The sequence below is a fragment of the uncultured Rothia sp. genome (genome assembly GCF_937976295.1).
Classification (GTDB): domain Bacteria; phylum Actinomycetota; class Actinomycetes; order Actinomycetales; family Micrococcaceae; genus Rothia.
In genome coordinates this window covers 1-1,236 of sequence record NZ_CALJRY010000208.1, presented here as the reverse complement: position 1 = coordinate 1,236, position 1,236 = coordinate 1, and the positions used below count along the sequence as shown (strand labels likewise).

The following is a 1,236-nucleotide window of genomic DNA, read 5'->3' as shown; positions in this document are numbered from 1 at the left end:
GCAACCGGCTCAATCGAAAAATCACGGAAATCAACCACCAGCGCCTGCTCCGGATGCGAACGCAACGACGCCGTCTGATCCAGGCCACCCGTCTGCGCGCCAGCCACCTTATTCTCAGCCGTAATACACACCTGAGCCAGACGCGCACGCAACGCATCACTATCAGCCGGGGTAGCATCCGCATCTGGGCAATCCTTACGCACCGGACACGAGAGCTCCAACAACGCCAACGCCGTCGAACATTCCAAAGCCGCCGAAGACGACAAACCGCCACCCACCGGAACACGAGAATTAATCAGCAGGTCAGCGCCAAACTCATCGGGCAGCATAATATCTCTGCCGCCCTCCTGATTCATCGCCCACGCAACACCCGCCACATAGGTGAACCAGCCCTTCAAATGACCCGGCTGAATATCGCGAATCACGACCGTGCGCTCATCACCGGGCATCTGCAACGACGAAGCACGCAACACACCATCACGACGCAACGCACCCGCCACATAGGTGCGGTAAGGCAACGGCATCGGCAGGCACGAGCCACCCAAAAAATCAATGTACTCGCCCAAAAGATTCAGACGCCCAGGCGCAGACCACACACCATCCGGCTCATAACCATACGCAGTAATAAACTCCTCGCGGACGCGGGCAATCTCCGCGCTATGGTCCGGAAGAGCCGCCCACTGGGCGGTAGCGGTCATCGACATGGAACACCTCTGATAAAGCCCAGCAGGGCACTAAGACATAAACGACACCCCACCCGCACCAGGCACCCAAGGGCCCCAGCGCAAGCACGTATCACCTCTAGACTAAAGCAGAAAACCAGCGAACATCGACTCAGCCGCCAAACCGCGCCGGTATCAGAGAGCAGTAGGATCAGAGTGCGGCAGGGGAGACCAACGCCACCGCACGCAAAAGCCCCGCACCCCCACAAGGGGGGGGGCACGGGGCACCATACATAACTAATAAACCAAAAGAAGGGCTAACTGATTACGCATCCTGCGTATAAGGCTCCTGCACCACCATCATCGTGTCAATGGCAGAAAGCAGATCCTGGCGGTAACGGTTGAACGCATTCTCAATCAGAGGAACATCGCCGCTCGCCACAGCCTCCTGCGGAGAAATCAGCGGCAGAGTCTGATACTCCTCCACCAGGCTCAACGCAATATGAGTCAACAAACGAGCACGACGCAGCGCCTCCGCATGACCCAAACCAAGCGCCTGGAACTCATGAGCCAT

At 58.0% G+C, this 1,236-nt stretch carries 1 protein-coding gene and 1 pseudogene; both read right to left on the bottom strand.

Translation table 11 applies throughout. The features are described from left to right. On the bottom strand, positions 1–704 hold a 704-nt coding region (locus tag Q0216_RS05695; protein WP_298593651.1), incomplete at its 3' end, for a galactokinase family protein. A 283-nt stretch (positions 705–987) separates the two neighbouring features. Next, a pseudogene (locus tag Q0216_RS05690) lies at positions 988–1,236 on the bottom strand (TetR/AcrR family transcriptional regulator); the annotation flags it as partial.